We start from the raw sequence: 1,115 nt of genomic DNA, 5'->3' as shown, positions 1-1,115 counted from the left end.
TTACTTCAATGGTGCTTTGACCTTCACTTAATGGTGTCGCTGGTGTGGCACTCCAGTTGCCATCCGCATCCACAAGCGCGGTGATGGTTTGTGGATTACCATCACTGTCGGTCACTACAATGGTGACTTGCGCGCCTTCCCCCGCATCACTTGTGCCGCTAATAACCGGTGTATTGCTGTCACTTTGTGCTGCAACATCAACAGTAAGTGTCGGCGGTGTATTATCAAAGTCATCTGAGCTAATTGTACGGGTATTACCTGCGGCATCGGTCGCTGTTGCGATCACGGAGCCTAAATTAAGTAATGAGATATCGATACCAGTTAATGACCAGTTACCATTGGCATCTGTGGTTGTGGTGTAACTTAGCCCTACGCCACCGCCAACAAGTTGCTCGGTAATGGTAATTTCACTGCCAGCCGGTAAATCAGAGGTGCCATTTAATAACACCAATGAGCCTAATAAGAAGGTAGGTGTAAACGCTAAATCTGGTGGGGTAACATCTACTTCGCCACTGTCTGTACCCGTGCCTGTATTGCCTGCAGCATCGATAATGCTGGCGCTAACACTGTAATTCCCTTCAGCTAATATACCTGTTGGTGTCGCGCTCCAGTTACCATTGGTGTCGGTTTGTACATCAATGCTTTGGGTGGCATTTGCTGCATCTGTAAACGTAACTGTAATCGTGCTGTTAGGTGCATCACTGGTGCCAGTAACGGTTGGTGTGGTGTCGTTGGTTAGTAACGGCGCATCCACACTCACACTTGGTGCAGTGGTATCAATGGTGCCATTGCCTGTAATATCGGTGCTGTTACCTGCCACATCGCTGATGTTGGCGGTGATCGTGTACGGCCCTTCAGCCAGTGCAGTCGGTACTTCGATTGAGAAGTTGCCATCAGCATCCACAGTGGTGGTGAACGTTTGTGAGCTACCTAAATCATCCACTACGGTAAAGTTAATAACCGTGCCTTCAACCGCATCGCTTGTTCCGCTGAGTGTCGGGGTGATGTCGTTACTTGAGCCTGGGCTGGTAAGTACAAGCGTCGGTGCAATGGTATCTATTTCACCAGTGCCTGTGGCAGTAGCTTCATTGCCTGCGGCATCGCTCACACTGGCG

Annotated in this window: 1 protein-coding gene; it reads right to left on the bottom strand. The window is 49.7% G+C overall.

What is annotated here, in order from left to right:
• Positions 1 to 1,115, bottom strand: a 1,115-nt coding sequence (locus tag I6F47_RS20310) for an Ig-like domain-containing protein (protein ID WP_197184459.1), incomplete at both ends; no start/stop codon positions are given.

This window comes from Pseudoalteromonas sp. NZS37 (assembly GCF_015864265.1).
In the GTDB taxonomy this organism is placed as follows: domain Bacteria; phylum Pseudomonadota; class Gammaproteobacteria; order Enterobacterales; family Alteromonadaceae; genus Pseudoalteromonas; species Pseudoalteromonas arctica.
This window is presented reverse-complemented; position numbering and strand designations above follow the sequence as displayed.